Origin of the sequence: Methylobacterium sp. Leaf89, from assembly GCF_001422215.1 — a bacterium.
GTDB lineage: Bacteria > Pseudomonadota > Alphaproteobacteria > Rhizobiales > Beijerinckiaceae > Methylobacterium.
In genome coordinates this window covers 16,447-41,590 of record NZ_LMML01000011.1, presented here as the reverse complement: position 1 = coordinate 41,590, position 25,144 = coordinate 16,447, and the positions used below count along the sequence as shown (strand labels likewise).

The 25,144-nt window shown below is 68.5% G+C and carries 22 protein-coding genes; 9 read left to right on the top strand and 13 right to left on the bottom strand.

What is annotated here, in order from left to right; genetic code table 11:
• Positions 1–89: 89 nt before the first annotated feature.
• The 5 genes from ASF18_RS05900 (at position 90) to ASF18_RS05880 (ending at position 7,186) form a co-directional block, all read left to right on the top strand.
• Positions 90–1,526: a carbohydrate porin gene (locus ASF18_RS05900; protein ID WP_156389663.1), complete on the top strand. Its 1,437-nt coding sequence runs from the start codon at positions 90–92 to the stop codon at positions 1,524–1,526.
• An 83-nt stretch (positions 1,527–1,609) separates the two neighbouring features.
• Complete coding sequence (locus ASF18_RS05895; protein WP_056350156.1) at positions 1,610–2,662, top strand: aliphatic amidase; 1,053 nt, start codon at positions 1,610–1,612, stop codon at positions 2,660–2,662.
• A gap of 127 nt (positions 2,663–2,789) precedes the next feature.
• Positions 2,790–3,236 (top strand): Rrf2 family transcriptional regulator, encoded by a 447-nt coding sequence (locus tag ASF18_RS05890; protein ID WP_056274360.1) that lies wholly within the window; start codon positions 2,790–2,792, stop codon positions 3,234–3,236.
• 156 nt (positions 3,237–3,392) lie between these two features.
• The gene (locus tag ASF18_RS05885) at positions 3,393–4,037 is read left to right on the top strand and encodes an NAD(P)-binding domain-containing protein (RefSeq protein WP_056350154.1); all 645 of its coding nucleotides are present in this window, start codon (positions 3,393–3,395) and stop codon (positions 4,035–4,037) included.
• A 197-nt stretch (positions 4,038–4,234) separates the two neighbouring features.
• Positions 4,235–7,186, top strand: a complete 2,952-nt coding sequence (locus tag ASF18_RS05880) for a PAS domain S-box protein (RefSeq protein WP_082487143.1) — start codon at positions 4,235–4,237, stop codon at positions 7,184–7,186.
• A 326-nt stretch (positions 7,187–7,512) separates the two neighbouring features.
• Here ASF18_RS05880 and ASF18_RS05875 read toward each other — a convergent pair whose 3' ends face one another.
• The gene (locus ASF18_RS05875; protein WP_056350152.1) at positions 7,513–8,433 is read right to left on the bottom strand and encodes a DMT family transporter; all 921 of its coding nucleotides are present in this window, start codon (positions 8,431–8,433) and stop codon (positions 7,513–7,515) included.
• 69 nt (positions 8,434–8,502) lie between these two features.
• Between ASF18_RS05875 and ASF18_RS05870 the strand changes: the two genes are divergently transcribed.
• Positions 8,503–9,120 (top strand): TetR/AcrR family transcriptional regulator, encoded by a 618-nt coding sequence (locus ASF18_RS05870; protein WP_056350264.1) that lies wholly within the window; start codon positions 8,503–8,505, stop codon positions 9,118–9,120.
• 341 nt (positions 9,121–9,461) lie between these two features.
• On the opposite strand, the gene ASF18_RS23555 is transcribed toward ASF18_RS05870, so the two are convergent.
• On the bottom strand, positions 9,462–9,725 hold the full coding sequence (locus ASF18_RS23555) for a hypothetical protein (protein ID WP_156649684.1): 264 nt from the start codon (positions 9,723–9,725) through the stop codon (positions 9,462–9,464).
• Positions 9,726–10,551: 826 nt separating this feature from the next.
• Here ASF18_RS23555 and ASF18_RS23550 point away from each other — a divergent pair.
• Both ASF18_RS23550 and ASF18_RS23545 read left to right on the top strand, forming a co-directional pair.
• The gene (locus ASF18_RS23550; RefSeq protein WP_156649682.1) at positions 10,552–11,427 is read left to right on the top strand and encodes a hypothetical protein; all 876 of its coding nucleotides are present in this window, start codon (positions 10,552–10,554) and stop codon (positions 11,425–11,427) included.
• Between the two features lie 13 nt (positions 11,428–11,440).
• A complete protein-coding gene (locus ASF18_RS23545) occupies positions 11,441–11,818 on the top strand; it encodes a hypothetical protein (protein WP_156649680.1) in 378 nt (125 codons plus the stop codon).
• A 325-nt stretch (positions 11,819–12,143) separates the two neighbouring features.
• Here ASF18_RS23545 and ASF18_RS05865 read toward each other — a convergent pair whose 3' ends face one another.
• From ASF18_RS05865 to ASF18_RS05815, 11 genes are all read right to left on the bottom strand, one after another.
• Positions 12,144–12,947: an inositol monophosphatase family protein gene (locus ASF18_RS05865; protein ID WP_056221413.1), complete on the bottom strand. Its 804-nt coding sequence runs from the start codon at positions 12,945–12,947 to the stop codon at positions 12,144–12,146.
• A gap of 47 nt (positions 12,948–12,994) precedes the next feature.
• Entirely contained in the window at positions 12,995–13,933 is a 939-nt protein-coding gene (locus tag ASF18_RS05860; RefSeq protein WP_082487139.1) for a phosphotransferase, read from the bottom strand.
• A gap of 28 nt (positions 13,934–13,961) precedes the next feature.
• Positions 13,962–14,924, bottom strand: coding sequence for a phosphotransferase (locus tag ASF18_RS05855; protein ID WP_056350148.1), 963 nt, complete (start codon positions 14,922–14,924; stop codon positions 13,962–13,964).
• Entirely contained in the window at positions 14,921–16,219 is a 1,299-nt protein-coding gene (locus ASF18_RS05850; protein ID WP_056350147.1) for a Zn-dependent hydrolase, read from the bottom strand. Before ASF18_RS05850 ends, ASF18_RS05855 begins: the two co-directional genes overlap by 4 nt.
• Positions 16,194–16,946, bottom strand: coding sequence for a DeoR/GlpR family DNA-binding transcription regulator (locus ASF18_RS05845; protein WP_056350145.1), 753 nt, complete (start codon positions 16,944–16,946; stop codon positions 16,194–16,196). Before ASF18_RS05845 ends, ASF18_RS05850 begins: the two co-directional genes overlap by 26 nt.
• A 441-nt stretch (positions 16,947–17,387) precedes the next feature.
• Positions 17,388–18,932: an amidase gene (locus tag ASF18_RS05840; RefSeq protein ID WP_056350142.1), complete on the bottom strand. Its 1,545-nt coding sequence runs from the start codon at positions 18,930–18,932 to the stop codon at positions 17,388–17,390.
• 40 nt (positions 18,933–18,972) lie between these two features.
• The gene (locus ASF18_RS05835; protein WP_056274330.1) at positions 18,973–19,686 is read right to left on the bottom strand and encodes an ABC transporter ATP-binding protein; all 714 of its coding nucleotides are present in this window, start codon (positions 19,684–19,686) and stop codon (positions 18,973–18,975) included.
• Positions 19,683–20,426, bottom strand: a complete 744-nt coding sequence (locus ASF18_RS05830; RefSeq protein ID WP_056221390.1) for an ATP-binding cassette domain-containing protein — start codon at positions 20,424–20,426, stop codon at positions 19,683–19,685. The genes ASF18_RS05835 and ASF18_RS05830 overlap by 4 nt, the downstream gene beginning before the upstream one ends.
• A complete protein-coding gene (locus ASF18_RS05825; RefSeq protein ID WP_056221387.1) occupies positions 20,423–21,514 on the bottom strand; it encodes an urea ABC transporter in 1,092 nt (363 codons plus the stop codon). Before ASF18_RS05825 ends, ASF18_RS05830 begins: the two co-directional genes overlap by 4 nt.
• Positions 21,511–22,383, bottom strand: coding sequence for a branched-chain amino acid ABC transporter permease (locus ASF18_RS05820; protein ID WP_056221764.1), 873 nt, complete (start codon positions 22,381–22,383; stop codon positions 21,511–21,513). Before ASF18_RS05820 ends, ASF18_RS05825 begins: the two co-directional genes overlap by 4 nt.
• 8 nt (positions 22,384–22,391) lie before the next feature.
• Positions 22,392–23,645, bottom strand: a complete 1,254-nt coding sequence (locus tag ASF18_RS05815; protein ID WP_056350140.1) for an ABC transporter substrate-binding protein — start codon at positions 23,643–23,645, stop codon at positions 22,392–22,394.
• Positions 23,646–24,033: 388 nt separating this feature from the next.
• Between ASF18_RS05815 and ASF18_RS05810 the strand changes: the two genes are divergently transcribed.
• Positions 24,034–25,140: a ring-opening amidohydrolase gene (locus tag ASF18_RS05810; RefSeq protein WP_056350139.1), complete on the top strand. Its 1,107-nt coding sequence runs from the start codon at positions 24,034–24,036 to the stop codon at positions 25,138–25,140.
• Positions 25,141–25,144: the final 4 nt, after the last annotated feature.

Sequence of the window (25,144 nt, the reverse complement as noted above, 5' to 3'; positions counted from 1 at the left end):
TGGGATGGGTCCGAGGCGGGATCGATGCTGGAGCGTGGGGTGGTACGATGATCCAGAGATTCGAACGGGGACCGGTGCCGAGGCGCCGGATGGGATGGGGGGCGGCCCGGGGCGCGCTCCTGTCGGCGGCGGTCGCGTCCGCCGGCGTCCTGGTGGACGGGCCGGCCCTGGCGCAGACGGCCTCGCCGGTGGGCCAGTTCAACGACCAGACGCAGCCGCGCACCGACCCGGCCATCGCCGACAAGCCGAAGGACCCGGTCCGGGTCGGCCCGCTCGCGCCCTGGGCCACCGAGATGGCGGCCCGCGGCCTGACCTTCGACGTCAACGTCTACGACTTCTACCAGGCCAACCCGACCATGGGTCTGCGGCCCGGCGAGCAGTCGAACTCGGCCTATTTCGTCCTGTCGATGACGGCCGACATGCAGAAGATCGCCGGCATCTCGGGCGGGACGATCAACTTCACCCAGACCTTCTTCGGCCTGGTGCGCAACCTCAACATGGCCGCCGACATCGGCGATACCACGGTGGGCTACCAGCCGCCGTTCAACCCCAACTTCGCCCGGCTGTCGCTGTTCACCTACCAGCAGAAGCTGCTCGACGACCGCCTCGTGGTCGAGGTCGGCCGCACCCATCCGGACCGGTACTACGGCCTTCCGCCGTGCAACTCGATCAATTCCTGCTTCCAGGACATGTTCTACTTCAACGCCGGCTTCACCTCGCCGCTCTACGGGGTCTGGGGCGCCAACGTCGCCTACAAGCTCTCGCCGACCACCTACGTCCAGGCCGGCGCCTTCAGCGTGAACCCCAACACCAACGGGCTGTCGGGCTATGATTTCGGCTACGAGCGCCTGGCCGGCGCGGTGGTGATGACCGAGATCGGCCGCAAGACCGACTTCTCCCAGGAGGCCTATCCGGGGCGCGTCTCGCTCACCGGCTTCTACAACACCGCCGATCACGAGGATAACTTCAAGACGGCGCTCGGCCGCTCCAAGGGTCTGTTCCCCGGCGATCCGGCCCTGCAGAAATCCGGCACCTCCGGCGTGGTGCTGACCGCCTCGCAGACGGTGTGGCGGGCCGACGGGGGCGCGGAGGCCGCCAACCCGCACCCGGCCTCGGTCTCGGTCTATACCGGCACCGGCTACGCCTTCGACCCGACGATCCCGATCCGGTTCAATTCCTTCGCCGGAATCCTTCTGCAGTCGCCCGACCAGTCCCGGCCCAACGACACCTACGGTCTGAAGGCCAACTGGCAGCGGATCAACGCCAACTACGCCGACTTCCTGGCGGATGCGAACTTCATCTCGGGCGGCTCGGGCGCGCCGTTCTCGCGGGACAAGTTCATCTTCGAGGCCAACGCCCACATCGACGTCGGGGCCGGCGTGATCCTCGAGCCCGTGATCCAGTACGTCGTCAATCCGAACTCGTTCTGGAACCCCTACACCGCCCGGCGGCCGAAGGACGGCGTCTATGGCGGCTTCACCCTCGTGGTTCCCCTCGGAACCCTCCTCGGCCTCGCGCCGGGCTAGGGGCTCGGGGGACCCCGTCTCCCCCCACGCGTGCCGCCAAACACCGCGGCACGCGCCACGTCTCGAAACCGGAGGATCGCGCCATGATGCACGGAGACATTTCGTCGAGCCAGGACAGCGTCGGCGTCGCCGTCGTGAACTACAAGATGCCCCGCCTGCACACGCGGGACGAGGTCCTGGAGAACGCGTCCAAGATCGCCGACATGGTGGTCGGCATGAAGTCCGGCCTGCCCGGCATGGACCTGGTGATCTTCCCCGAATACTCGACCCACGGGATCATGTACGACGCGGCCGAGATGTACGAGACCGCCACCACGGTCCCGGGGCCGGAGACCGACATCTTCGCCGCCGCCTGCCGCAAGGCGAAGGTCTGGGGCGTGTTCTCCCTCACGGGCGAGCGCCACGAGGAGCACCCGAACAAGGCGCCCTACAACACCCTCATCCTGATGAACGACCAGGGCGAGATCGTGCAGAAGTATCGCAAGATCATGCCCTGGACGCCGATCGAGGGCTGGTATCCGGGCGACCGGACCTACGTCTCCGACGGCCCCAAGGGCCTGAAGATCAGCCTCATCATCTGCGACGACGGCAACTACCCGGAGATCTGGCGCGACTGCGCCATGCGGGGCGCCGAGCTCATCGTCCGCTGCCAGGGCTACATGTATCCGGCGAAAGAGCAGCAGGTCCTGATGTCGAAGGCGATGGCGTTCGCCAACAACACCTACGTGGCGGTGGCCAATGCCGCCGGCTTCGACGGAGTCTACAGCTACTTCGGCCACTCGGCGATCATCGGCTTCGACGGGCGGACGCTGGGCGAGTGCGGCGAGGAGGAGATGGGCATCCAGTACGCCGCCCTATCGAAGTTCCTGATCCGCGATGCCCGCGCCCACGGGCAATCGGAGAACCACCTCTTCAAGCTGCTGCATCGCGGCTACACCGGCATGATCGCCTCGAAGGAGAACCGGCACGGCCTGTCGGAATGCCCCTACGACTTCTACCGCCGCTGGATCGAGGACCCCGATGCCACCCGCGAGGCCGTGCGGGCGATCACCCGGCCGAGCGTCGGCACCCCGGAATGCCCGATCGAGGGCATCCCCTTCGTGGGCAAGGGCGAGGGCCCGCCCGACCCGGCTTGATCCGGCGCCCCTCACCCGTGTGATGCCTCGAGGGGCCTCGGCCAGCGACGGCGCGACGATGCGCGGGAACCCGGTTGACAGGCGCGAGATGTGTCGTATTGTCATCGACACACAAGCGAAATCGATCATGCCCACCACCACCCGCTTCGCCGTCGCCGTCCACATCCTCGCCGCCCTGGCGGTGAGCGGCGGCAAGCCTCTCCGGTCCGAGGATCTCGCCTATTCCGTCAACACGGGCGCGGTGGTGATCCGGGGGCTTCTGTCCCGCCTCGGCGAGGCGGGGCTGACCCGTTCGCAGATGGGGGCGGGCGGCGGCGCGCTGCTGGCCCGACCGGCCGAACGCATCCGCCTCCTCGACGTCTACGGCGCGGTGGAGGATACGGCGCTGTTCACCCTGCACCGGACCCCGCCCTGCGAGGCCTGCGCGGTCGGCGGACAGATCCAGGCCGCCCTCAGCCCGATCCTCGGGCGGGCCCGGCAGGCCCTGGAGGACGAGTTGGCGACCGTCACCATCGCCGACATCGCCGCCGAGGTGGCGCGCCTCGGCAAGTTCACGATCCCCCTCTCCTGGTGATCGTTTTTTACCCTAAAGTGTAATCGCGTCGTCGACATAACAACATTCAAGATGGATGCGGCCGGCATTGAATGCGGATCGTTCGCCACCGGGGCGCGGACGGCTCGAAGACGCAAAGCCCCCGGCAGCAACCCCCTTCATGACAGGAGCGACACCATGAGCATCGGTATCCTTGGTTCCGGCGGCCTCGGCTCGAACGTGGCGCGGGCGCTGGCTCGCAACGGCATCGCCGCCACGGTGGCGAACAGTCGGGGGCCGGCCTCGCTGGCGGCCCTCGTCGCGGAACTCGGTCCCTCGATCACGGCGGGTACCGTCGCGGAGGCGGCCAGCGCCGACATCGTCTTCGTCGCGCTGCGCTGGACCGACACCGAGACGGTGCTGAGCCGCCTGCCGGCCTGGAACAACCGCATCGTGGTCGATGGCACCAACCCGGTCGAGTTCCTCGACCCGAATTCGCCCGCCGCGAACGATCCGGCCAACCCGCTGGCCGCCTACGGCATCAAGGCCGTCGATCTCGGTGGCCGCGCGTCGAGCAGCCTGATCCGTGCCCTCGTCCCCGGCGCACGCTTGGTCAAGGCCTTCAATCACCTCGACGTCAACGCCCTGCCCCAGCCCCAACTCTCCGGCGGTCAGCGCGTGCTGTTCTATTCCGGCGACGATGCGGCCGCGAAGGCCGAGATCCGCGCGCTGATTGAGGCCATGCGGTTCTTCCCCGTCGACCTCGGCGCCCTCGACACCGGCGGCCCGCTGGCGGAACTGCCCTTCGGCCCCCTCGCGGCCATCAACTTCGTTAAGGTCTGACCGGCGGTCCCGCCTACGATTCGGGCTGGACCGCGAAGCCCGGATCGAGGGCCGGTTCCGCTGCCGCGGGGCCGGCTCTCGCCGTTCTGCGCCGCGGGGCCGCGCCGCCGCCGTTTGACCCGGGCGGGCGGCGCCTCTACCGCCCTTGCCGAGACCCGTCGCCCCTGATCGACACCCCGGAAGGAGGACGTCCCGGCATGAGCCAGCCCGAGACCGACGCGCGCCTGCGCCGCGCCGCGGAGCTGGAGCGGGAGGCCGCGCGCCTGCGGGCCGAGGCCCGCCGCTCCGCCGAAGGGCCGGGCATCGGGCCGGATGAGGCCGGACTGGATGGGGCGGGGCCGGAGGCCGACCCGATCCCGCACCGGCAGGCGATCCTCGACAGCACGACCCGCTTCGCCATCCTGGGCACGGATCGCGACGGGGTGGTGACCGACTGGAATGCCGGCGCCGCCCGCCTCTTCGGCTGGCCCGCCGCCGCCATCCGCGGCCGCGGCATCGCCTGCCTGTTCACCCCCGAGGATCGCGCGATCGACCGGCCCGGGATCGAGATGCGCCTCGCCCTGGAGCAGGGCCGCGCCGAGGACGAGCGCTGGCACCTGCGCGCCGACGGCACGCGCTTCTGGGCCTCGGGCGAGATGATGCCCCTGCGGGACGGCGACGGCCGGCACATCGGCTACGTCAAGGTCGTGAGCGACCGCACCGCGGAGCACCGGGCCGGGGACGCCCTGCAGAACGCGGAGATGCGCCTGCGCCGCGCCCAGGAGGCCGGCGGCATCGGCGTGTTCTCGGTGGGCATCGACGACGGCCTCCTGCATCCGACCCCGGAATTCTGCCGCCTCTACGGGCTGCCCGTGGCCGCGACCTATCCGGCCTCGGTCTTCGAGCGCCTGGTCATCCCGGACGACTCGCACCTCGTCTCCACGGCGGAGAGCCGCCGGCGGGGCGAGCCGCCCCGGGACGTCGAGTACCGCATTCGCCGGCCCGACACCGGCGAACGCCGCTGGATCGCCCGCCGGGGCGAGATCGAGCGCGATGCCGCGGGGCGCCCGCTTCGCTTCTCCGGCGTCGCCCGGGACGTCACCGAGGCGCGCTCCGCCCGCGACGCCCTGGCCACCAGCGAGGCGCGCTACCGCGCCCTGTTCGAGGCCGTCGACGACGGTTTCTGCATCATCGAGTTCCTCGACGGGCCGCACGGCCCCTTGAGCGACTACGTCCACGTCGAGGCCAATGCCGGCTACGAGCGCCACACCGGCATCCCGGACATCGTCGGCCGCACCCTGCGCGACCTCGCGCCGGCGGAGGCCGAGGGCTGGCTCGAGCTCTACGGCGGCGTCCTGCGCACCGGCACCGCGATCCGGTTCGAGCGCGCCTTTCCCCTGGCCGGCCGGCACATCGAGGTCTCCGCCGCCCGGATCGAACCGGCGAGCCGGCGCCAGGTCTCGGTGCTGTTCCGGGACATCTCGGCCCGCCGCCGGGCGGAGGACGCCCTGCGCGCCAGCGAGGCCCTGGCCCGGGAGAACATCGAGCGGGTGCAGCTCGCCCTGGCCGCCGGGGCGATCATCGGCACCTGGCTTTGGGACCTGCCCACCGACCGCTTCAGCGTCGACGAGGCCTTCGCCCGCAGCTTCGGCCTCGATCCCGCCGCCGGGCGCGAGGGCCTGAGCCTCGCCCAGGTGGTGGAGACTGTGCACCCGGACGACCGCGCCGGCCTCGCCGAAGCCATCGAGGCCGCGATCGCCCGGGGCGGCGCCTACGCGCACCAGTACCGCACCCGGCGGGTCGACGGCCGCTACTACTGGCTCGAGGCGAACGGCCGCGTCGACCACGGCCCCGACGGCACCCCGCTGCGCTTTCCCGGCGTGCTCATCGACGTGGAGGAGCGCCGGGCCGGCGAGGCCGAGCGGGCGCGGGTCACCGAGCAGCTGCGCAGCCTGAACGAGACCCTGGAGCAGCGCGTCGCCGAGCGCACGGCCGAGCTGATGCGGGCCGAGGAGGCCCTGCGCCAGTCGCAGAAGATGGAGGCGGTGGGCCAGCTCACGGGCGGCCTCGCCCACGACTTCAACAACATGCTGGCGGGCATCGTCGGGTCCCTCGAGCTGATGCAGACCCGCATGCTCCAGGGCCGGGTCGGCGACCTGGAGCGCTACATCGGCGCCGCGCAGGGGGCGGCGCGCCGGGCCGCCGCCCTGACGCACCGCCTCCTCGCCTTCTCGCGCCGCCAGACCCTGGCCCCGAAGCCCACCGACGTGAACCGCCTCGTCGAGGGCATGGCGGAGCTGGTGCGCCGCACGGTCGGGCCGGCGGTGTCGGTCGAGGTGGTGGGCGCGGCCGGCCTGTGGCCGACCCTCGTGGACCCGAGCCAGCTCGAGAACGCCCTCCTGAACCTCTGCATCAACGCCCGTGACGCCATGCCGGACGGCGGCCGCATCGTGGTCGAGACCGGCAACCGCTGGCTCGATGCCCGCGCGGCGCGCGAGCGCGACCTGGAGCCGGGCCAGTACGTCGCCCTCTGCGTCTCGGACAACGGGACCGGCATGACGCCCGACGTCGCCGCCAAGGCCTTCGATCCGTTCTTCACCACGAAGCCCCTCGGCGAGGGCACCGGCCTCGGCCTGTCGATGATCTACGGCTTCGCCAAGCAGTCGGGCGGCCAGGTGCGGATCTACTCCGAGCCCGGCGCGGGCACGATGGTGTGCATCTACCTGCCGCGCCATCTCGGCGCAGCGGAGGGGGTGGAGACGGTGCCGGACCTGTCGGAGGCGGCCCGGGCCAAGGTCGGCGAGACGGTGCTGGTGGTGGACGACGAGCCCACGGTGCGGATGCTGGTGACCGAGGTGCTGGAGGATCTCGGCTACGCCGCCATCGAGGCGGCCGACGGCGCCTCGGGCCTCAAGGTGCTGCAATCCGACGCGCGCATCGACCTCCTCGTCACCGATGTCGGCCTGCCCGGGGGCATGAACGGCCGCCAGATGGCGGAGGCGGCCCTGGTGTCCCGGCCAGGCCTGAAGGTGCTGTTCATCACCGGCTACGCCGAGAACGCCGCCCTCAACCACGGCCACCTCGCCCCCGGCATGCAGGTGCTGGTCAAGCCCTTCGCGCTCGAGGCCCTGGCCACCCGCATCCGCGGCCTGATCGAGGGCACCGCGTGATGACCCTCGCCGGTTGATTCCTCGGGCGCTTCGCACGCGCGGGTCCCCTCCGGGAAGGAGAGGGACAGGGTGAAGTGCGGGACCGCGTCGGATGGGCCACGCCCCCCACCCCGACCCCTTCCCACACCGGAGAGCGACGGCCCGCCGAGATCGCTGCCGCGGGCCCCGTCCGGGTCCAACGCCTGTTCGGCCGTCTCCCGAACTCGCGGCGCGTCGCAACCGGCTGTAACTGCCCGGACGGCAACGATCCGGCCGCCGTCGCCCGCGTTGCCGGTGTCATCGCAGGCGGCTGAGTGAGTCCCCCCACCCAAACGGGAATCGCCGGTTCATCCCCGTCCTTTCGCACCGAGCGCGATTCCGACCAGGATGGTGAGCGCCGCGACGACGAGCCGTGGATCCAGCCCTTCGGCCAGGATGACAGCCGACAGACCGATCCCCACGACAGGCGTCGCAAGAACACCGAGAGATGCGGTGGTCGCCGGCACGCGCCGGTTCACGACCGTCATGGCCCAGAACCCGAGCGCTGTTCCGATGACGCCGTTGTAGGTGAGCGCCAGCAGCGCGGGCGTCCCGATCCGCGTCGGCGGTGCACCCTCGACCGTGAGCGCCAGGATCACGAGGACGATGGTCGCGAGCAGGCATTGCCAGGGCATGAGCTGGAGCGGCGTCGCCTCCCAGCGATGGGCCCGGGTGTAGACGATGCTGACCGACCAGCAGAGCGCGGCCACGATCACCAAGCCGTTCCCGAAAAGGACCGCCGCGTCCCCCCACGCGAAGCTGCCCGGCTCGAAGAGCACCAGCAGGCCGGCGATGCCGACCGCGATGCCGGCGACTTGCCGCGCGGACACGCGCTCGCCGAGGAAGAAGAAGGCGGCGGGCGCGACCCAGAGCGGGGTGGTGTAGCCCAGCACGATGGCGCGGCTCGCCGGAACGAAGACGAGCCCCGCCGTCATGAGGCTCGCGAAGGCGACCATGTGAAAGAGCGCGATCACGAGGATGACCGGCAGGTCGGCCCGGGACGGCAAGACAAGCTGTCGGGCCGCAAACAGGGATGGGAACAGGACGAGAGCGGCCAGCCCGGTGCGGATGGTGACTGCCCAGAGCGGCGTGACCTCCCGTACCGCCAGCTTCATGACGACCCAGTTGAGGCTCCAGGCCAGGACCACGAAGGCGAAGAGGCCGATGGTGGAGAGGGCAGAGGCCGAATCCCGCTTTTGGGCGGGGAGAGCGGCAGTGGGTGCGGGCATCGCGGCGGCCTCATGTAGACAGGTCTGTCTACACTGTCTCACATGGGACGGCCTGTCTACATGGTCGGGATGACATCAGACCCAGGCACCGCGGCATCCGCTCCCATCCCGGCCCGGGATCGCATCCTGCGGACGGCACAGGATCTGTTCTACAGACAAGGCATCCGCGCCACCGGCATCGACCGGATCATCGCGGAGGCGGGGGTGACGAAGGTGACCTTCTATCGGCACTTCCCCTCCAAGGACGTCTTGATCCGGGCTTATCTCGAGCGGCGGCACGTGGCCTGGATGGCTTGGTTCCGCGCGGCGCTGTCGTCCGCCCGCGCCGCTCAGCCGGAGGCAGAGCGCAGGGAGGCACCGCTGGTGCCCGTGCTCGACGCCGCGCGAGCGTGGTTCGGCCTCGCCGACTTCCGGGGGTGCGCCTTCGCCAACACGGTCGCGGAGGCGGGGGAGGCCGCCTTGCCACTCGCCGGCATCGCGGCACAGCACAAGCACGAGGTGCGGGATGCGATTGCGGCGCTGTTGCCCCCGACCGCGAGGGGTCGCGCCGAGATCGCCTGGGCCGCCACTCTGGCCCTGGACGGAGCGGCTGTGAACGCGCAGTTCGGCGAAGCTTCCGCGGCTGCGGCACTGGATGGCCTCCGCAGCCTTCTCGATGCCCTCGGCTCGCGCCCGTCCCTTCCATGAGGGTCCGCTTTCCGCCCCGCGCCGGACTTGGCCGAAAGCCCATGAACGACCGCGTCCGGGAAGCGCCGGCGCCTGTCTCTGCGGCTTCCCCGGGTCGCAACCTGCCCCCGATGGTCCAGCGGAGGCGGGCGCTCCCGGAATCCGCCGACCCTTCGCCGACCTTCCGCTGCGCCGCGCGCTTCAGGCAAATCCCGTCAGGTGGCGCGGGCTGCGTGGTCCACTCTGCCGGCGGATCGCGGACTGGGCGATCACGGGTGACGCGCCGGTGCTCGGCATCCGGCTGCGGCGGGTGACCGTGTGAACGGCCGTTGAGGAGGGGGGGCGGACCTGATGCGTCGCGTTCAAAGCTCGCGTCGGCGCGTGCCGGCCCTGTCGCCTTCGATAAACCGGCGGATGACGTCCGTCTCCCGATCCGTCTCGCCTGTGGAAACGCGTTCGAAAAGACGATCGAGCCAGATGGACGTGAAGAAGACCAGAACCCAGCCTATCGCAAGCAAGAGGAGTTCGGTTCCTGCAGCGTAGATTTTCCCATAGCAAGCCCTGACGAGCATCTGAGATGCAAAGGCGATTGGATAAAACCAGAAAACCTTCCAGTTTGAGGGCATCGTATGACTCCAGGCGCCGTCATTGTCCGATGCGAAACTCAACGAAGGTTTATCAGGGAAGTGCCAAAGTGAACTTCTATCACAGGTTTTCGGCGGCCCTGTTCAAGCGGATCCGTTCCATCGAGCAACACCTATTGGAACATTGTGGCTGCCGTCTGCAATGGGTGGCTTTCTGCTGGTCCGCTTCCGGACGGCGAACGCATCGAAGCGGACAATACCTGGGAACCGCGCAAGACCCATCTCGAATCCTCGGGAGGTCCATTTTCACATTACAAATGATTCACACAAACAACGTACGCGTGAGAAGAAATATTGGTAAATTTATGGTGCATATACCATCATCGATCAATAATAAATTTTGATACATATCCCATAATATTCTGAAACGAGAATCTAGATTTATATTAATCACAAGATTTATTATCACCTCCATGCTTTCATCATTTCCCAATACAGCTACGACAAGCGCGCGATGGCCAAAGGTCGATTTTCCCCGCCCGGCTGTGTCTTGGAAGATACACTCGATTCAAAAGAGCGATGCGAAGCACCTAGTCAATCGAGACGGCACTTGCCAAATCGAATTGGGTTGGTTCAATTTGAAATGACAGATCAAGAAAGCTTCATGGTCTTTGCGGGTAAGCGGTCCGACGAAGCGGTATTTGCCGCTTTCGAATTATAAAGTAAGGCTAAAGACTTTTCCGGGTTCTTATCTTTCAATACCAAAAAACAACTTCACCCTTCATCCCAAGTGTGATCGGCGTGCGCTTCAAACTGCACATTTGATGGCGCGAAAAGGCGATACATTGCTCGACGACAGGGACCTGTGATGAAGCAGCTACTTCACACGGCCGCATTGGTCGCATGTACATTTGCTTCGGGCTGCGGCACCTATATCCCGAGCACGCGTGATATTACAAGTACTGACAGTGATGAAGTGGAGATGATCGAAGAGATCTCCCGAACAATCAACTGTGAATTGAGTCATACCGTAACAAGAATAATTGACCTTGACGATTTTGACTCCAGACGTGGAGGGGGCGGACGTACCTACGCAAGCTTTCTAAAAGAGTGGGGAGTTCAAGTTGCGCTTAATATGACCGTTTATGAACGGACGAACTTCAATCCGACAGTCCTCGTCACGCCTCCACCCACTCCATCTGTGATTACGACGCTCGCTGGCGGCGGAACGCTCAACGGGGAAGCCTACCGTCTGCAGAAAATAAACTTCTTCTACACAGTACAGGATCTCTACCGGCCCAGGTTCTTCAAGGAGGCAGAATACAATATTGAGGCTTGTCGAAATCCGGCGCGCTACAAAGCAGGATCACCCCTCGTAGACAGCGACCTGAGGCTATTTTCTCTTATTAAAGGAAGAATAAGTTCGACGGCGCTGGGCTTCAGCCGTGGTCCCGAGAGCCCGGTCCTATCCTCGGGGGAGAAAAATGCCCTCTCACAAACGGTTTCGTTCAAAGTCACAGCATCTGGACAATTTAACCCTTCGTTCAAGCTGACCAGGGCCGGCCTCAACCCGTCCGGCAATCTATTTTCGACTGGCCGTGATCGCACCCATGAGCTCGTCTTCACCTTCGGTCCACTTGACAAATCACTAGCTGGACGCAGCGCTTTGGCGCCTTTGGCCCAGCAAATTCATCTCGATACCCAGCTACAGACTGGTATCAGGAATTCGCTGATCAGTCCTTGATAGGAGTAGGATCATGGTAAAATCGCTGAAGAACAGAGCGGTCAAAGTAAAGAGTGATCTCGAAAAATCGAACAAAAAAGCAATCAATCGAAAAAAAACTAGCCAGAAAGATAAAATCGTAGAGGCGCTTATTGATGCGAAACTAAGCGACGCATCGTTGACAGAAATTATGCTCCATTGCGCGTCGATTTTACAATACAATAAGATCAAGAAAATTAGCAATGCTGAATCTGTATTTTCTGCGCAGAACGTATGTTACGTAGCAAAAAGCCAGGATCCGAAATCTATAGTAAGAATTCGACGGGGCGGATTTGCGACGCAAGAGCGCATGACCCGTGAGCAAGCGGACGCAGCAAATCTTCTACCTTGCGGATACGAGCGGCGGAACTAAAGACTTAGTTTTGGATCTTTCATCTGACTATTTTTCTTTCAGAAAGACTTGATTTTACACTCGGTGCGGACCGAAATAAAAAGAATGATAAAGCAATGCTGGCTCTAAAATAACAAGTGAATTAACGGCTGTCCGACTTTGTTTCAAGGCGCCGGGCCAACAGCCGGTTTCGACCTTTAGTCCAGGTTGCCGGAGGACTAACGAACTTCCGCTTTGGACAAGCTCCGACAATGGGTCAAGTGGCTGAGTTGGGTCGCAACCGGCCCCCCGATGACCAGGCGGAGGGGGCGCTCCCGGGATTCGCCGCCCTTTCGGTCGCCGCCCCTTAGGCAAATCCCGTCAGGTGGCGCAGGGCCGCCGCGTGCAGCTCCGGGTTGGCGGCGGCGATGACGCGGCCGTCGAAGTCCGGGGTGAGCGGGCGGCCGGCCCAGTCGGTCATCACGCCGCCGGCGCCCTCCACCACGGGGGCCAGGGCCATCACGTCGTAGACCTTGAGGCCGGCCTCGACGACGAGGTCGCAATGGCCCGAGGCGAGGAGGCCGTAGGCGTAGCAGTCGCCGCCGAAGCGGCGCAGGCCCACGGCGGCGCTCAGGGCCGCGAAGGCCTCGGCGTCGGCCCCCCGGAACAGGTCGGGGGAGGTCGCGAACAGCCGGGCCTCGGCGAGGGCGCGCCGGCTGGTGCGGATCGGCTTGCCGCCGAACCAGGCGCTGCTGCCGTTGCCGTGCCAGCGCTCGGCCAGGGCCGGCATGTCGATCAGGCCGAGGAGCGGCCGCCCGCCCCGCACCAGGGCGATCAGGGTGCCGAAGAGCGGCATTCCGGTAATGAAGCTCTGGGTCCCGTCGATGGGGTCCACCACCCAGGTCAGGTCGTGGCTGAAGTCGCCGCCCTCTTCCTCGCCGAGGATGCCGTGCGCCGGGTAGGCCTGGCGGATCTCGGCCCGCAGGCGGGCCTCGATGCCGCGGTCGGCCTCGGTGACGGGGCTCGCATCGGCCTTGGCCTCCACGGCGAGCGGCGTGCGGAAGTGGCGGCGCGCCAGGGGGCGCACGCTGTTGGCGAGGTGGTGGGCGAAGGCCATCAGCCCGTCGGGCGTGGCGTCGAAGCCCGCCGGTGGGGCGAGGGTCGGGAACATGGGATCGGCCTTGGGCGACGGGGAACGCGGGAACGGGAGGGCGGCGGTCACAGCGAGTGCAGCCAGCGCGGCCAGTCGGGATGGTGGAACAGGGTCCGGGCCCGCGCGAGCTTCCAGGTCCCGTACTTGTAATAGTCGAAGTCGAGGGTCGAGACGCGCTCCTGGATCATCGCCCAGGTCGCCCATTTGAGGTCGCCCAGCGCCTTCAGCACCGCGGTGCGGGCGTCGATCTGCGGGGTCCAGCGGCCCCAATAGGCCTCGATCATCTCGCGCTCGACCGCGGCCGGGAACGCCATCTCGTCGAACCACAGGGCGAGCTCGTAGGCGCGCTCGTTGTTCGAGGCGTACTCGAAGTCGACGAGGCGGACCTGGTCCTGCCCGTCGAGCATGAAGTTGCCGGCCAGGGTGTCGTTCATGCAGGGCACGAGGTCGAGGCCCGAGGCCAGGAGCGCGGCCTTGGCCTGGCCGTAGCGCCGCATCAGGAAGGCCGCATCCTGCGGCACCCGGCCGCCGACGGCCTCCACCTGCCCGACATGCTCCTCGATCATGTCGAAGATCGTCTTGGTCAGGGTCAGGGCCGGGGCGTCGTTGAAGGCCCGCAGGGCCCGGACCGCGTTCTGGCGCACGACCGGGCGCAGGAAGTCGAGGTTCGAGGACGCCCGGAAGTCGTCCAGGAAGGCGAAGATCTCGACGCCGTCCTCCGGCAGGTAGTCGAGCACCGCCACCCCGAAGCCGCAGGCCTCGGCCCGCCGGCTGGCCTCGTGGGCGGCATCCCGCGCGATGAACATCTCGGTGCCGCGCCCGGGCACCTTGAGGAAGACGTCGATCCCCTCCCCCGCCTGGACCCGCCAGTTGGTGTTGCTGATGCCGCCCGAGACGGCGCGGTAGCGCAGGGGCGTGCCGGCCCAGGCCGGCACCCGGGCGAGGATCGCCTCCAGGGCCTGCTCGGGGGCGCCCCGCCCCTCGCCCATCCGTGTCCAGCTCATCGCGTCCTCCCCGCAGCCGTCCGGTCCGTCACAGCCGGCGCAGCCAGAGCTCGAAGTCCGGCGCCGCCATCGTGGTGCGCGCGTGCCGCAGCCGCCACTGGCCATACTTGAAGAACTCGATGCCGGGCCGGCGCGAGGTCACCGCCCGGATGATCCCCCAGAGGCCCCACATCAGGTCGTCCACCGCGCCGTAGAGGCGGCAGCGGGCGAGCAGGGCGTCGGTGCAGCGCCCGGCATAGGTCTCGATGGCCTGCCGGCGCTCGGGCTCGAAGACATAGGCCTCGTTGAGGAGCGCGCCGATCTCGAACCAGGGGTCGAAATCGCCCGCGAGGTCGAAATCCACGAGGCGGACGCCGTCGGGCGCGAGGCCGCCCCCGTCGAAGCGCAGCATGAGGTTCGAGGCGGTGCCGTCGTTGCGGCAGAACCGCCGGTCGAAGCCCGCCGCCGCGATCGCCGCGCGGATCAGCTCGGCCTCCGCCAGGAGCACCGCGAAGTCGTCGGGCACCGGGGCGGCGCAGGCCCGGGCCTCCGCCGCGAGGGCGGCGATCCGCCCGAACGGGCAGAAGCTCTGGCCGAGGGGCTCCGCCCCGTGCAGCCGCCGCAGGGCGCCGAGGACCTGCGCCATCGTGTCCGCCTCCTGCAGGTCGCCGACCCGGGCGTAGCGCCATGGCTCGGGCAGGTCGGCCAGCACGACCACGTCCTCGCCCTGGGCCAGCAGGGCCGGGCCGAGGCCGAGGGCCCCGGCCCGGCGCGTCGCCTCCGCCATGGCGGGGCGGATGTCGGCGGCCATGTCGGCGTGGCGCCGCTTGACGAAGACGGGATCGGCGCCGTCGCGCCGGACCCGGGCGCAGTCCGAGGCCACCGCCCGGTGGGTCGGGGATGCGACCGGCGCCGCCGCCAGGGCGATCTGCGCCGCCCCGGCCTCCCAACCCGGGAGGCGCGCGAGGGCGTCGGCGATGCGCGTCGCGAAGTTCGGTTCGGGGGCCATCATCCTGTCGGCTCCGGTTGCGCGGCCCGCACCGGGTCGCCGCCCCGGCGGCACAGGCGCCTGGCCGCCTCCCGCATCAGGGCGAGGCCCGCCGCGAGGTCGGCCGGGTCGGTGGCCTCGGCCTCGTTGTGGGCGATGCCGTCGATGCTCGGCACGAAGACGAGTCCGGTCGGGCAGATCCCGAGGAAGCTCAGGGCGTCGTGCCCCGCCACCGTGTCCATCCGCAAGGTTTCGAGGCCCTGCGCCGCGGCGCAGGCGGCGACGAGGTCGCAGACCGCCTCGGGCATCGCCCGGATCGGGCGCTCGCCCCGGCTCGTGATCGTCAGCCCGGTGCCGGCCCGGTCGGCGGCCCCGGCGAGGAGGCGGTCGGCCCGGCGCCCGGCCTCGGCCAGGATGGCGTCGTCGGCGGACCGGAGCTCGACCGAGATCGCGACGTGTGCGGCGACCACGTTGGCGGAATTCGGCGCGACCTCGACACGACCCACCGCGGTATACAGCAGGCCGGGCCACGCATCGGCCAGCGCCCGGATGTCCGCGATGGCATAGGCGGCGGCGAGCAGCGCGTCGCGCCGGCGCTCCATCCGCCCGGGCCCCGTATGGGCCTGGACGCCGGTGAAGGCCGCCTCGATCTTGGTCGCCCCCCAGTTGCGGGTGACGATGCCGATGGTCCGTCCGGCCTCCTCCAGCGCGGTGCCCTGCTCCACGTGGATCTCGAGGTAGCAGGCCGGCTGCGGCGGCGGTGCGTCGTCGCCCGCCTGGCCGATCGCCGCCAGGGCCGCCCCCAGGCGGATGCCGTCGTCGTCGCGGCAGGCCAGCGCCTCCGCCACCGTGTGTCGGCCGACATAGGTACCGCTGCCGAGGAGGCTCGGCCGGAAGCGGGCGCCCTCCTCGTTGGTCCAGTTCACGGCGCAGAAATCGGCGTTGAAGCGCCCTCCGGCCCGCCGGGCCGCCATCAGGCCGGCACCCACCCGTAGGGCGGCGGCGACGCCGTAGGTACCGTCGAGGCGGCCGGCGCGGCTCTGGCTGTCGAGGTGCGAGCCCATCATGACGAGGGGCGCATCTTCCTGATCCGTCAGCGAAAACAGGCCGAACTGGTTGCCCGTCGCGTCGACCCGCAGGGTGCCGCCGGCCGCCCGGACCATCTCCGCGAACACGGCGCGGGCGGCGCCGTCCGCGGGGCTTGCGCAGAGGCGGGTCACGCCGCCCCCGGGGGTGGCGCCGCAGGCGGAGAACCGGTCGAGCAGGTCCGCGAGGGCCCGCGCCTCGCCGGCCTCAGGTATGGATGGTCTCGATCTCATGCCGGGCGAACGCGTCCTGGAACGCCTCCGGCGGCGGCTTGTCGGTGACGATGCTGAGCTTCTCGCCGAGACCGAAGGTGCAGAGATTGGCCTGCCGGCCGAACTTGCGGGAATCGGCGAGCAGGACGGCCCTGCGCGACTGACCCTTCAGCGTCCGGCGCAGCACCGATTCGTGCTCCTCGTAATCCATCCAGCCGTGCTCGAGATCGCAGGCGGCGATCCCCATGAAGGCGATGTCGAAGAAGTAGCGCCGGGCGTAGGCCACGGTCTCGTAGCCCACCAGCGCGTTGTCGTTGCTCCGCAGGGTGCCGGGCGTCAGGTTGACCCGGGCCGGGCCGCTGCCGAGATGCAGGGCCACGTCCACCGAGTTGGTCGTGATGGTGAGGTTGCGCCCGGTGAGCCGCCGGGCGAGGGCAAGCGTGGTGGTGCCCGTGTCGATGAAGACCGACATCCCGTCCAGCACCAGGGCCTCGGCCAGAACCGCCACGCGCCCCTTCTCGCGGGTGTTGAGCTTGCCGCGCTCCTGCAGGGGGCGCTCCTGATCGAGGCGCGGCGGCACCGCGCCGCCGTGGATGCGCCGGAGCAGGCCGCGTTCCTCCAGCATCTTCAGATCGCGGCGGATGGTTTCTTCGGACACCTTCAGGAAGAGGGCCACATCCGCGACGCCGACCCGGCCCGTCCCATGGAGGCGGGACAGGATTTCCTGGTGGCGATGATCCGTCAGCATGCTCGATGGCCGTCCTACCGTTCACCCGATGATAACGGTGATCCGTGGCCGCGGTCGCGCGGGAATGCGGACGCGGCATCCGGTATCCCATGCTCGTTCGCGTTGTCCTGCAACTGGAATGATGCATCGAATCTCGCCTTGCGCCGCCGACGCGTGTGACCGGTCGGTCAAAAACCACAGACACAGGTCGTTTCCCGAAATCCTGCGGCATCACCGGATGCAATCGAACCCCCACCCCGGCATGGTCCGCACGTCGCCCGACGCGTATGTCTGCCGAAATTCCCAAGGAAAACGTTCCACGTTTCGATTACGCCGCGACTGGCGAGGTGGGTCAATCGGGGAAATCTGGGTTTTGTGGTTTCTGTGGCTTTACTGCTCATTGCCGGGGCCGTTTGCCGATCCCTTGGGCAGTCCTGCCCGCGGGATACCCGCGTCCGAGCCTCAGCCGACCAGGTCGGGAGCGCGGCGGTGACGCGTCGCCTGTTCGTAGTCGTAGGCGAAGCCGAGGAGGTCGGCCTCGCTCCACATCCGGCCGACGAAGATCAGGTTGAACGGTGACCCCGAGGCGTAGAATCCGGCCGGGACCGTCACGCCGGGCAATCCGGCGATGTTGATCTCGCACACCGTGGTCTCGTTGATCGCCTCGTCGCCGTGAAGGGGCGGAAGTTCGTTCCGCATCTGCGGGAAGACGAGGCCGTCGAGGCCGCTCGCGTCCATCACCGCGTCGAAGATCGCCAGGTAGGCCTCCCGCAGGGTGAGGAAGGCGGAGAGATCCGGTGGCACGGTCGGGTTGGCGAGGATCGGCGCGAAGGCCGGGATGGCATGCAGGTAGCGCAGCACGCCGATGGGGCCGAAGGCGTCCTCGGCCTCGGTGGCCGCGGCGAAGGCCTCGACGCTGCGGATGGCGGCGCTCGGGCCAAGGCGCTGCAGATAGAGGTGCAGGTCGTAGGGGACCGATTCCATGCCGCGGGCATCGAAGTGATTCAGGCCCGGCGTGGGGCGGCCCAACGCCGCGAAGCCGGTCCCGGCGAAGGGATCGGCCACCAGCGTGGCGCCGCGGGCGGCGATCTCGTCCTGTGCGCGGGCATAGAGCGTGCCCGCCTCCGGGGAGAGCGGCAGGTCGCGCCAGCCCGGTCCGAACAGGCCGAGGCGCTTGCCCTTCAGCGCTCCGGTGTCGAGGTGGGCGGTGTAGCCGCCCCGCGGGCGCTTGCCGATGCCCGCCACGGTCTTCGGATCCGCGGGGGTGTAGCCTGCCAGCACGTCGAGGGTCAGCGCGGCGTCGCGCACGCAGCGGGCGATGGGACCGACCACGTCGCGGGTGCTGCCGGCGAGCGGCACCACGCCGGCATTGGGCACCAGGGCGAAGGTCGGCTTGATGCCGACCAGCCCCTGCGCCGAAGCGGGATTCTGGATCGACCCGCCCGTTTCCTCGGCGAGGCCCAGCACCGCGAAGCTGGCGCCGACGGCAGTCGCCGTCCCGGCGCTGCTGCCGCCGGGCAGGCTCTCGGGCGCGGCCGCGTTCAAGGTCGGGCCGGCCCAGCTGTCGTTGGCGTGGCTGCCGGTGGCGCTCAGCACCGGCACGTTGGTCTTGCCGAGCATGACGCAGCCGGCGGCCCGCATCCGCGCCACCACGGGCGAGTCGGTCTCCGGGATGAGGTCGACGCCGCCGGTCCGGGCGCTCAGGAAGTGCCAGCCGGCGGTGGTCGGCAGCCCGGCCATGTCCATCGGGTCCTTGATCACCACGGGAACGCCGGCCAGCGGCCCCAGGGCCTCGCCGGCCGCGCGCCGGACATCGATGGCGCGGGCATCGGCCAGGGCGTCCGGGTTCATGACGATGAGGGCGTTGTAGTGCGGGTTGTGCGCCGCGATGCGATCGAGGAAGGCCTGCGTCAGCGCCTCGGAGGTCACACCGCTGGCAAAGGCGTCGGCCGCATCGGCCAGGGTCATCTCGACCACGTCGAAGGGGCTGCGTGTCGTGGCATCCATGCCGGACGTCTCCTGACTGGAAAAAACGGGGGTGTGGCCCTCAGGCCATGCCGACGAACTCGTCGATCATCGCCCGGTCGCGGGCGACATCGGGCGGGACTTCGCGGGTGATGCGGCCCTTCTGCAGGATCAGCACGCGCTGCGAGAGGGACGCGATGAAGTTCAGGTTCTGCTCCACCAGCAGCACCGCGAGGCCCCGTTGCCGGCCGATCGCCCGGAGCGTCTCGATGATCTCCTCGATGATCGAGGGCTGGATGCCCTCGGTGGGCTCGTCGAGGAGGATGATGCGGGGGGCCCCGCAGAGGCAGCGGGCCAGGGCCAGCAATTGCTGTTCGCCCCCCGAGAGGGCACCGCCCGGCCGGTCGAGATAGGCCTTCAGGCGCGGGAACAGGGTGAGGATGTCGGCGATCACCGCCTCCTCCCTGTCGCGCGACAGAAGGCAGCCCATCCGCAGGTTCTCGTGGACGCTGAGCGCCGGAAAGATCTCGCGCCCCTGCGGCACGTAGCCGATGCCGGCCCGGGCCCGGGCGGTCGGGGAGAGCCGGGTGATGTCGCGCCCGTCGAAGGTGATCGATCCGGCCGTGGCGGGCAGGTTGCCGGTGAGCGTCCGCAGCAGGGTCGACTTGCCCATGCCGTTATGGCCGAGGATGCCGACGAACGCGCCCTCATTCACCTGCAGCGACACGCCGCCGAGGATCGGGATGCGGCCGTAGCCGGAATGCAGGTCGTCGACGGCGAGGAGGGGGGCGGTCATGCGGCCTGCTTGCCCAGATAGACGTCGCGGACGCGGGCGTCGGACAGTACCGTGTCGACATCGCCCTCGATCAGGATGCGGCCCTGGTTGAACACGGTCACGGTCTTGGCGATCATCCGGATGAACGGCATGTCGTGCTCCACCACGATGACCGCATGGGTGCGGTTGATCTCGCGGATGAGGGCGGCGGTGCGCTCGACCTCCTCCTTCGTCATCCCGGCGGCGGGCTCGTCGAGGAGGATCAGCTCCGGCTCCTGGGCCAGGACCGTGGCGATCTCGACCCATTGACGCTGGCCGTGGGCGAGCTGCCCGACGAGGCGGGTGGCGATCTCGGTGAGCTTGAGGCGGGTCAGCGTCTCCTCGACGATGGCGCGGGTGCGGGCGAGCGACTTCTTGCGGCCCGCCGCGACGAAGACGTTCTCGCGCACCGACAGGCCGTTGAAGACGTTGGGAACCTGCGTCTTGATGCCGACCCCGAGGCGGGCGATCTCGTGCGGGTGCGCGGCCGTGATGTCGGTGTCGCGGAAGTGGATGCGCCCGGCGCTCGCCGTGAGCTGGCCGGTGAGCATCTTGAAGAAGGTGCTCTTTCCCGCGCCGTTCGGACCGATGAGACAGCGCAGCTCCACCTCCCCGAGGACGAAGTCGACCGCGTTGACGGCGGTGACGCCGCCGAAGCGCATGGTGGCGCCCTTGGCTTCCAGCAGGGGGCGGAGGGGTTTCGCCGCGGGGGACACGCTCATCGACGGACCTCCCCGGCCAGGGCCGCGCCCGGGGCGGGCCCGAGGGGCTTGGCCCGCATCCGCCGGCCGATGAGCGCCGTGCCGAGGCGCAGGAAGAGGTTGCGGGCCACCGGCACCAGACCCTGCGGGATCAGCAGCACGAAGGTGACCAGGATCGCGCCGAGGCCGAGGTTGGAATCGATGAGGCTCTGGGCGCCGGCCTCGATGGTCAGCCACTGTATCAGTACCGCCCCGAGGATCGGGCCGAGCAGGGTGCCGAGTCCGCCGACGAGAACGAAGATGATCACCTGGGCCGACATGGTGAGGCCGAAGACCGTGGGGCTGATGAAACCGCCCCAATTCGCGAACAGGCAGCCACCGAGGCCGGCGATGCCGGCCGAGATCATGAAGGCCAGGAGCTTGTAAAGGCGCGGATCGTAGCCGATGAGCTGCGCCCGGGTCTCGTTCTCGCGGATCGCCACGACCACGCGGCCGAACCGGCTCGCCAGGATGGCGCGCAGGACCACGTAGACGAGGATGAGGCTCCCCATCGCGGCATACCAGATCCCCTCGGGGTCGAGCGGGTTGCCGGCATCGCCCGGCAGGTTGAGGGCCGGGATGGCCGGGATGCCGTTGAAGCCGCCGAGTTCGGCCTCGCCGATCCGGTACTGGCTGCCCGAGGTGGTGTTCACGAGCTGGAACAGGATCACCGAGACCGTCAGGGTGATCACCCCGATATAGGCGTCCGAGATTCGGCCGTAGAACATGAAGTAGCCGAGCAATCCCGCGAACAGCATCGGCACCACGATGGCGAGCAGAACCGGCAGGGTCGAGTCACCGAGGTTCAGGACCGCGACGGCGTAGGCGTAGCCGCCGAGGCCCAGGAAGGCGGCCTGCCCGAACGACATCACGCCGCCATAGCCCCAGATGAAGCCCTGGCTGAGGGCGAACATCGCCATGGCCACGAAGCCCGTCATCTGCACGAGGCCAAAGGTGTCGAGGAGGTGGGGGGCTCCGAACAGGATGACGAGGCCCGAGGCGACCATGGCGAGGAAGCTCAGGGCCGCCGGACGGACCAGGGCTCGGAGCGGCGACGGGGGACGGGTCATAGGCTGCGCCTCAGGTAGCGGCCGGTGATGCCCTGGGGCAGCACGCGGATGAGCAGGACTGCGGCGACCAGAAGGGCCACGTCGCCGATGACGGGGGTGGTCTTGAACGAGACGAGCTCGTTGATGACCCCGAACAGGGTCGAGGCGAGCCCCGTGCCGGTGAGGATCGCCGGGCCGCCGCCCAGCACTGTGATGAAGGCGCGCGAGATGTAGGCCGCCCCCATGGCCGGCGAGATGCCGGAGATCGGTGCGAGCACCCCGCCGGCGAGACCCGCCAGGCCGGCCCCGAGGGCGAAGGTCGCCATGTAGATCCGGTCCGGCGAAACCCCCAGGGAGGCCGCCATGCGCGGGTTCTGCATCGTCGCCCGCAGGATCAGCCCGAACCTCGTAAGGCGCAGGAGCAGGTAGAGGCCGGCCAGGGCCGCGCAGGCCACCGCCACGATGACCAGGCTGTAGAGGCTCGCGCCGTAGCGCCCGATCTCGAAGCTCCCGACCGGCGTGGACACGCCCCGGACCACGTTGCCGTAGATCGACGTGACGAGGCCGATCAGCCCGAGGCTGATCCCCCAGGTCGCCAGCATCGTGTCCATCATGCGCCCGTAGAGGAAGCGGATGACGGTGCGCTCGAGGACGAGGCCGATGAGGCCGACCACGAGGGGCGGCAGCACCAGCATGGCGACCCAGATGTTGAGGCCGGCATCGGAGGCGGCCACCGCCGTGTAGGCGCCGAGCATCATGAACTCGCCATGGGCGAGGTTGATGATCCGCATCATTCCGTAGATCACCCCGAGGCCGAGGGTGATCAGCGCGAGTGTCGCGATGCCCGCCAGGACGTTGAAGGCGAGGAGGCCGACGAGATCGGGCGCCATGCTCACCCTCAACCCTTCAGGTCGGGGGTGAACTGCTTGTTGATCTTCGGATTCTTCAGGAGGTCGCAGGCGCCGGCCGTGTCGGCGGGGAACTGTTCCGGGAAGCTCGCGAGGATCTCCCACTTCTTGTCCTTGGGCCGGGCGAGGTAGGTGTTGCGGATGGTATGGTGGGTCGCCCCGTCCATGGTCACCTTGCCGGTCGGACCCTCGTAGGAGATGCCGGATTCCAGGGCGGCGATGACCTTGTCGCGGTCGAGGGAGCCGGCCTTCTTCACCCCCTCGGCCCAGAGCATGATGCCGTCGTAGGTGGCGGTGTCGAGTTCGCTGAGGTCGGTGACGTCGGCGCCGAACTTGGCCTGCATCCCCTTGACGAACGCGACGCTCCGGGCGTCGGGCAGGTCGTTGTACCAGCCGTAGCAGGTGACGATGCCGGTGGTGGTCGAAGCATCCATGGTGGTGAGTTCGTCGCCGAGCCCGAAGACCGAGGAAGCCACGGGAATCCGGCCCTTCATCCCGGCGGCGTCCCACTGGCGGTAGAAGCCCGAATGGTTGGCGCCCACCAGGGCCGAGAGCACGAGGTCGGGCTGGGCCTGCTGGATTCGGCTGATCGCGGAGGAGAAATTCGTCACGTCGAGGGGGAAGAAGTCGGTACCGGCGACCGAGCCGCCGCCCTCCTTCATGAACTTCGTCATCCAGCTCGCGGTGATATGGCCGTAATTGTAGTCGGCCGCGATGATGTAGGCCTTCTTCCCCCAGGTCTTCAGTGCATAGTCGACGAGGTGATTCACGGTCTGGGCCGGCGTCGTGCCGGTGCAGAACACGTTGCGGTCGCAGACGCCGCCCTCGTATTGGGTGTTGTAGAAGTACAGGGTCTTGGACCGGCCGAAGATCGGCCGAATCGCCTCGCGCGAGGCCGATGTGATGCCACCCTGGATGACGTCGACCTTCTCCTTCAGTGCGAGTTGCTGGGCGTACTGCGTGTAGAGCTGCATGCTCGACTGGGTGTCGTAGGCGATGATCTTGATCGGCCGTCCGAGGAGGCCGCCGGCCTTGTTGATCAGTTCCACCGCGTATTCGGTTGTCTCGATCATCCGCTTGCCCTCGAGGCCGAGGGCGCCGCTGCCGTCGAGGAGGCTCCCGAGCTTGATCGGTTCCTCGGCGGCGAGGCCGTGGCGGGCGAGGAACGGCGTCGCGAGGGCGCCCGCCGCGGCGGCCGTGCCGAGCTTGAGCGCGCCGCGCCGGCTGATCGTCGGGTCTGTCATGCGTTCGTGCTCCTCAGGATTGCCGGCGGGAGGCCGTGTCCGCCGCCGGACGCTGTCAGGGCCTCGCGAAACCCAGCTTGGCAAAAGCAATGCCAACAAAACCCACAGATCGGTCATCGCCGTCGATCGAGGGCGCGATTGCCGTCCGCTTGGTCAGATCGGACAATTGAGCGCCACCCCCGGGGGCAGAAAGCCACAAATCGTGCAGCTCCAAACCGGGTCGCGCTGGCATCGACCACCTTGTCGCCCCCGGCCCGGCAAGAGCCGTACCGTTCGGTCCATCCCGACCGTTGCCCGTTCGGGAGCGCGGCGTGCGCAAACCAGCACTCGCGCGGGCCGGACGCGCGGCCTAGCTTGGCCCGTCCTCTCATCCAGACGCGAACCCGCCATGCCCGAATGCCTCGTCTTCCGCGTGCCGACCCGTCATCCCGCCGACGTCTCGGGGGTGATGGACCTCATCGCCGCCGGCGCCGTGACGGCGGACGAGATCGTGGCGATCTTCGGCAAGACCGAGGGCAACGGCTGCGTCAACGACTTCACCCGCCCGCTCGCCGTGATGGCGCTGGAGACCGCCCTCGCCGGCGCGATGGGCTGCACGCCCGCGGCGGTCGGCGCACGGGTCGCCCTGGTCATGTCGGGCGGCACCGAGGGCGGGCTCTCTCCCCACCTCCTCGTGCTGGCGCGCCGCGATGGTCCCGAGGCCGAAGGTGCGTCGGCGCTGGCGATCGGCACCGCCTTCACGGCCGATTTCCGGCCCGAGGCGATCGGCCGGATGGCACAGGTGCGGGCGACGGCCGCGGCGGTCGGCGAAGCCATGGCCCAGGCCGGGCTCGACGATCCGGAGGACGTCCACCTCGTGCAGGTGAAGTGCCCGCTCCTCACCAGCGCCCGCATCCATGAGGCCGCCGAGCGCGGGGAAAGTGTGGCCACCCACGACACCTACGCCTCCATGGGCTTGTCGCGCGGCGCCTCGGCCCTGGGCATCGCCCTGGCCCTGGGAGAGGTCTCGGGCGAAGAGCTTTCGGACGCGGCCATCGGCACGCGGCGCGACCTCTATTCCGGGCGCGCGAGTGCGTCAGCCGGCATCGAGCTGATGCGCAATGAGGTCATCGTCCTGGGCAATGCCCCCGGCTGGTCCGGCCCCCACGCCATCGCCCACCGGGTCATGCGCGACGGCATCGATTTCGGCGCGATCCAGGGTGTCCTGGCGGATCTCGGGTTTCCCCCTTCGGGCCAGCTGGCCCCCGGGGAATCGGAACGCGTGATCGCCCTGCTCGCCAAGGCGGAGCCTTCGCATGACGGGCTGATCCGGGGCCGGCGCCACATCATGAACGACGACAGCGACATCAATGCCACCCGGCACGCCCGCGCCCTCGTGGGCGGGGTTGCCGCCGCCGCGATCGGGCGCACCGATCTGTTCGTCTCGGGCGGTGCTGAGCATCAGGGACCGGACGGCGGCGGCCCGGTGGCGATCATCGCCCGTGTGAGGGACTGACGCC

What these genes read in the sequence shown, in the direction of transcription:
- ASF18_RS05820 (WP_056221764.1), bottom strand. Translation starts at nt 22,383, where the DNA reads ATGGCGCCCGATCTCGTCGGCCTCCTCGCCTTCAACGTCCTGGCGGGC.
- ASF18_RS05875 (WP_056350152.1), bottom strand. Translation starts at nt 8,433, where the DNA reads ATGCCCGCACCCACTGCCGCTCTCCCCGCCCAAAAGCGGGATTCGGCC.
- ASF18_RS05860 (WP_082487139.1), bottom strand. Translation starts at nt 13,933, where the DNA reads ATGAGCTGGACACGGATGGGCGAGGGGCGGGGCGCCCCCGAGCAGGCC.
- ASF18_RS05845 (WP_056350145.1), bottom strand. Translation starts at nt 16,946, where the DNA reads ATGCTGACGGATCATCGCCACCAGGAAATCCTGTCCCGCCTCCATGGG.
- ASF18_RS05840 (WP_056350142.1), bottom strand. Translation starts at nt 18,932, where the DNA reads ATGGATGCCACGACACGCAGCCCCTTCGACGTGGTCGAGATGACCCTG.
- ASF18_RS05870 (WP_056350264.1), top strand. Translation starts at nt 8,503, where the DNA reads ATGACATCAGACCCAGGCACCGCGGCATCCGCTCCCATCCCGGCCCGG.
- ASF18_RS05865 (WP_056221413.1), bottom strand. Translation starts at nt 12,947, where the DNA reads ATGTTCCCGACCCTCGCCCCACCGGCGGGCTTCGACGCCACGCCCGAC.
- ASF18_RS23545 (WP_156649680.1), top strand. Translation starts at nt 11,441, where the DNA reads ATGGTAAAATCGCTGAAGAACAGAGCGGTCAAAGTAAAGAGTGATCTC.
- ASF18_RS05890 (WP_056274360.1), top strand. Translation starts at nt 2,790, where the DNA reads ATGCCCACCACCACCCGCTTCGCCGTCGCCGTCCACATCCTCGCCGCC.
- ASF18_RS05895 (WP_056350156.1), top strand. Translation starts at nt 1,610, where the DNA reads ATGATGCACGGAGACATTTCGTCGAGCCAGGACAGCGTCGGCGTCGCC.
- ASF18_RS05880 (WP_082487143.1), top strand. Translation starts at nt 4,235, where the DNA reads ATGAGCCAGCCCGAGACCGACGCGCGCCTGCGCCGCGCCGCGGAGCTG.
- ASF18_RS23550 (WP_156649682.1), top strand. Translation starts at nt 10,552, where the DNA reads ATGAAGCAGCTACTTCACACGGCCGCATTGGTCGCATGTACATTTGCT.
- ASF18_RS05825 (WP_056221387.1), bottom strand. Translation starts at nt 21,514, where the DNA reads ATGACCCGTCCCCCGTCGCCGCTCCGAGCCCTGGTCCGTCCGGCGGCC.
- ASF18_RS05900 (WP_156389663.1), top strand. Translation starts at nt 90, where the DNA reads ATGGGATGGGGGGCGGCCCGGGGCGCGCTCCTGTCGGCGGCGGTCGCG.
- ASF18_RS05830 (WP_056221390.1), bottom strand. Translation starts at nt 20,426, where the DNA reads ATGAGCGTGTCCCCCGCGGCGAAACCCCTCCGCCCCCTGCTGGAAGCC.
- ASF18_RS05885 (WP_056350154.1), top strand. Translation starts at nt 3,393, where the DNA reads ATGAGCATCGGTATCCTTGGTTCCGGCGGCCTCGGCTCGAACGTGGCG.
- ASF18_RS23555 (WP_156649684.1), bottom strand. Translation starts at nt 9,725, where the DNA reads ATGCCCTCAAACTGGAAGGTTTTCTGGTTTTATCCAATCGCCTTTGCA.
- ASF18_RS05855 (WP_056350148.1), bottom strand. Translation starts at nt 14,924, where the DNA reads ATGATGGCCCCCGAACCGAACTTCGCGACGCGCATCGCCGACGCCCTC.
- ASF18_RS05815 (WP_056350140.1), bottom strand. Translation starts at nt 23,645, where the DNA reads ATGACAGACCCGACGATCAGCCGGCGCGGCGCGCTCAAGCTCGGCACG.
- ASF18_RS05810 (WP_056350139.1), top strand. Translation starts at nt 24,034, where the DNA reads ATGCCCGAATGCCTCGTCTTCCGCGTGCCGACCCGTCATCCCGCCGAC.
- ASF18_RS05850 (WP_056350147.1), bottom strand. Translation starts at nt 16,219, where the DNA reads ATGAGATCGAGACCATCCATACCTGAGGCCGGCGAGGCGCGGGCCCTC.
- ASF18_RS05835 (WP_056274330.1), bottom strand. Translation starts at nt 19,686, where the DNA reads ATGACCGCCCCCCTCCTCGCCGTCGACGACCTGCATTCCGGCTACGGC.